General features: G+C 62.3%; 4 protein-coding genes. 1 reads left to right on the top strand and 3 read right to left on the bottom strand.

What is annotated here, in order from left to right; translation table 11 throughout:
- Nucleotides 1-626: 626 nt before the first annotated feature.
- Both EJ903_RS25935 and EJ903_RS25930 read right to left on the bottom strand, forming a co-directional pair.
- A complete protein-coding gene (locus EJ903_RS25935; protein WP_126620762.1) occupies nt 627-1,304 on the bottom strand; it encodes a ParA family protein in 678 nt (225 codons plus the stop codon).
- Nucleotides 1,305-1,493: 189 nt separating this feature from the next.
- A complete protein-coding gene (locus EJ903_RS25930) occupies nt 1,494-2,915 on the bottom strand; it encodes a tetratricopeptide repeat protein (RefSeq protein WP_126620761.1) in 1,422 nt (473 codons plus the stop codon).
- Nucleotides 2,916-3,220: 305 nt separating this feature from the next.
- Here EJ903_RS25930 and EJ903_RS25925 point away from each other — a divergent pair, with 305 nt between their 5' ends.
- Nucleotides 3,221-4,018, top strand: a complete 798-nt coding sequence (locus EJ903_RS25925; RefSeq protein WP_126620760.1) for an FkbM family methyltransferase — start codon at nt 3,221-3,223, stop codon at nt 4,016-4,018.
- On the opposite strand, the gene EJ903_RS25920 is transcribed toward EJ903_RS25925, so the two are convergent.
- Nucleotides 4,003-4,430 (bottom strand): glycosyltransferase family 9 protein (locus EJ903_RS25920; protein WP_281274775.1); only part of this gene is annotated, 428 nt, incomplete at its 5' end. The genes EJ903_RS25925 and EJ903_RS25920 overlap by 16 nt on opposite strands.

Below are 4,430 nucleotides of genomic sequence, written 5' to 3'. Positions count from 1 at the left end.
GAAGCCTGGATCAATCCGCCGACAAAACCGGAGACCATCCAAGCTTAATTCATAACTCCGGCTGTCTCACATTCGTTGACACGTTCCGTTTCGCGCACGGAACAGGCCAATTCATGGCAACATTATCAGAAATAACACCATTACATCATGATATGAAATAAGGCCCATCCACCGCATTGCCCCTGGTTGAATTGGCGCTGATACCGCCATTGAGGGTCAGGTTCCGGTTGCGCGCGCCAAATGGCCTTGGCCGAAGAAAGCAGGCATCACAGGGGCAGCGCCTCCCACGATGCCCTGACATCCAGGCTGTTTCAGCCATGGTGGCTGAGGCCATCATTTGAGTGGCTTTTTGCACCAGAACAAGAGTTGCCATGGATGTCACGGCACTCCTCGCAGAACCATCCGCATGACGGGCCTCGTCGCAGCATCCGCGTGCAACCGCGCCAGGGTGGCTTTGGGAGCGTTTATGCGGTGGCTCCGCCCTGTCGGGGCACGGCCTTCTGGTCCGAACGAGCATCGGCGCTCTTTGAAAAATCAGGAAAACAACAGGAAAAATAATGCGATAATTTCATCTCATGATTTTATGGATTTTGCGGAATCTTTGCGGCTCCGCGTGGTGGTGGCGATCAGCCGCGCGGGATCAGTGGATTGGCCGGGGCGGCGTTCAGAAAGGCGACGAATTCGTCGGTCAGGGTGCGGACGTTCAGGTCTGCGTTGCTGTTCGGGTTGACGTCTCCTGGGCCTTGACCGGTGTAGGTCATTTCCTTGAGCAGCGAGCGTTCGATCAGTTCGGTGCGGAAGCAGGGAACCTCATGTTCGGCCAACAGGCTGCGCGCGTGGCGGTCGACGCGGGATTCAATGGCGGCTTGGGTGCGGACGATCACCACGCTGCATGTCGGCGTGTGCTTCAGCACCCCGACGGAATCGGCCACCACCTTGAAGGTGCGCACCGTCTCCTTCACATCCATGAAGGACTGTTGGGTCGGGATCATCACCCCATCGCTGACCGAGAAGGCGTACAGCATGGTCAGGTTGCCGAACCCGGCCAGATCGATCAGCGTGTAATCAAAACGGGGGGCGTTCTCCTGAACCGTCTGGCGGACGTTGGACTCCGTGATCTCCTCGATCACCCGCACACCAGAATCGTTGCGCCGCCGTGCCCACTCCGCCAGATGCCGGTTGGGGTCGCAATCCAGCAACAGCACCGTGGCGTCGCGACGACGCAGCTCCGATGTCAGGGCCATGACCAGGCTGGTCTTGCCGACACCGCCCTTGGTGGAGGCGAAACTGATGATCCTGGTCATGCAGACGGTCCTTGGTGTCTGGGGTGGAGACAGGGCGCGGTGGGCGGGACGGCGAAGCGCGCGGGATTTTGGCGGGTTTACACGAAAAGGCAGGAAAGATGGAAGTGGTTTCACGGCATGAATATAAATAATGATTTCATGACCATATTTTTATTCATAAAATGATATTTCCTTATTTTTCCTGAAAATTCAACTTGGTAGCGGCAAATCCGCGATGGTGCCGACCCGGCGATTCAACCGATGCACGCTGTGCTGTCCCCCGCCGGTGGCGCGCACCGAATAGAAATAGGCGCTGTCGTCGGTCCAATAGCGCCCATCGGCGTCCACCATCACGCGGCTGCTGTGGATGTCGGCCGGGTAGATGGTCAGCCGGGGGGCGGCGGAATCGGCGAAACCGGCCAGATGCACCGCCGCCATCGCCGCCTGATCCAGAAACCAATAGGGCAGGCCACGGGCCAGGAAATGCTGGATGTAGCGTCGGGTCAGATCCAGGAAACGCCAGGCCCCAGGGGTCGGCTGGATGTGCAGGACGTCGGCGTAGAGCAGGCTCCAGATGTCCAGACGCTTCAGCGCGTGGCTCATCATTCCCAAGTCCGACTGGGAGGAGGAGGCCAGCAACGGGTTGAGATCGCGCACGGCCAGGAGATCGACATCCAGCATCAGGATGGGGCGGTTCCAGCGCAGCATCAAATCCGGCAACACCAGGAAGCGGCTGCACGCGTAATAGGTTTTGGCGTTGCTGCCCATCGCCGACAGATCGATGGTTTCGCGCAGGATGATGAAGCGGTCGGCTCCATGGCGGGTGATCAACCCGGCCACCACGCTTTCCGCTTCAGGGTCGGGGTTGATCAGATGCACCGCGACCGCGCAGTCAAGCGCGCTGTCCTCAAGGATCGACCGGACCATGGAGGGCAGGAATTTGACCGCATACCCTGCGTCGCAAGAGGCATACACCACCAAGGGGCGGTTGGTGGCTCCCGCACCTTCCTGGATGGTGGCGCGGATGCCGGTTGGCGGTGGCCCTTGGCGCAGGGATTGAAGAAAGGCCGGTGCGGTGCGGGTGACGGCGTCGCGCCCGTCGTGGCGCTGGGCGGCCTGCTGGAACAGGGCGTCGGCCTCTTCCAACCGGTGTTGCTCGGCGCAGAGGCAGGCCAGACGGCTCAGCGTGAAGGAGACCTCCGGGAAACGCTCCAGCGCACGGCGGTAGGCACGCTCGGCCCGCAAGCCTTGGCCGTCGCGGCGCAGGGCGTTGCCCAACGCAACCAGGCCAACACAGTCATCCCGTCCCTGGAAACGCGCGACATCCGCAGCCTCGCCCAAATGGGTCAGCAGTTGCCAAAGGTTCGAGCGCCGAGTCGGATCGGTCGGCGTCAACCGCCAGGCGGCAAGCGCGTGTTCCGCCGCCGCCGCCATGTCGGACCCCACCAGAAGGCGGCTCAGACCATCGTGCGCCCCCGCATGAATGGCGTCACCACCCTTGCCGGTCAGGACCTGGCGGTACAGGGTGGCGGCGGTCGTTCCATCGCCCGACCGTTCGGCTTCAAGCGCCGCCTGAAATTGGCTGGCCGGGGTGAAGGCGAGGGAAGGCGCGGGTTTCGTGGGATGCGGCATGATGTTCGGTCGTCGGATGCGGACGGTTGAGGTCATCCCACGACGCTTTCGCTCTGGCAAGTCGGACATCCAGGACGGCGCTCAGGAGGCGCGCGCGTTGTCCCTTGGCCCCGGTTTGCGAAAACCGCATATCGGAATCGGCCAAAAGCTGGGGAGCGCTGAAAGATCGTGCTTGTATCTCCGCAGAAATGTCATCAAGTGTTGTTATGAGCCCGTAAAGGGGTTCCAGCCGAAACTGTGCCGCGTCGGTTCGCCCGACGTGGCACTTTTATGTTTGGGCCATTCGCGCCGTGCTGGGGGACGTGGTGAGTGTTGCCGATGGGCTGAAGATTGCCTTTGATGTGCATCTTTCCGGCGATCTGGAGCGGGCTGAGGAGTTTTACAAGGCGATCCTGCGGGCCAGCCCGGGGCACCCGATGGCTGCAACCTTGCTGGGGCTGATCCGGTCCCAACGAACCATGGTCCGTCAGAGCAAACACAAAACGCTGACCTTGCTGCGCGCGCGTGGTTTCAATCCGGCCATGGTGATTGACGTCGGTGCCCAGACCGGGACCCCACCGCTTTATGAGGTTTTTCCCGACGCGCATCACCTGATGATCGAACCGGTGGTGGAGCATGAACCGGCGTTGCGCGATGTGTGCCGTCAGCTGCGCAACGCAGAACATCTCATCGCAGCCGTCACCCGGCAGGGGGGCGGAACCGTGCCGTTGCATGTGACGGATGATCGGCTTTATTCCTGCGTGGGATCTGAGGAGCCGGAGGGGGCCGGACCGCCGCCGCGTCGGGTTCCCGCCGTGTCACTGGACGGTGTTTGGGCCGACCATGGTCGACCGGAGCCGCTTCTGGTCAAGATCGATGTCGATGGCTTGGAGTTGGAGGTGCTGGCCGGTGCGGTCAGCCTGATGAAACCGGACACCGTGTTTGTTGTCGAGGCGACCGTTGCCGACGACAATCCCCGCCTGCCCCGGATCATCGACGCCATGGCTCCCCATCGCTTCCGGGTTTGGGACATCATCGACCCGCTGTACCGCCCGCAGGACGAACGGATGTGGCAGGTGGATCTGGTTCTGGTTCACAACGATGGCCCTTACGCCCCGCTCTGAGGAGGGGCCGGGTCGAGCGAATCCACCCGTTGGCGCAGGGCCTGCTCCAGCCGGTCGAGGACACCATCCCAATCCCCGGCCTGCATCTGGCGGAACAGGCGCATGGTCGGGTACCAGGGGCTGTCGTCCCGGTCCAGCAACCACCGCCAATCCGGCATGAAGGGGACCAGGACCCAGACGGGCACGCCCAACGCGCCAGCCAGATGGGCGACCGAGGTGTCGACGCAGACGACCAGATCGAGGGTGGTCATGATGGCGGCGGTGTCGGCGAAATCCCGGATGTCGGGTGACAGGTTCAACAGCGGGAAGCCGCCCGGCGGGTTGGCCGCCTGCCCTTCGGTCGGGCCTTTCTGGATGGAGACCAGCGACACGCCGGGGATGGCGGCGAGCCGGGCGAAGGGAGCCAGACCAA

Source organism: Azospirillum griseum (assembly GCF_003966125.1).
Lineage (GTDB): Bacteria > Pseudomonadota > Alphaproteobacteria > Azospirillales > Azospirillaceae > Azospirillum > Azospirillum griseum.
Note: the sequence above shows the minus strand (reverse complement) of the source record. Positions and strands in the feature narration are given on the sequence as shown.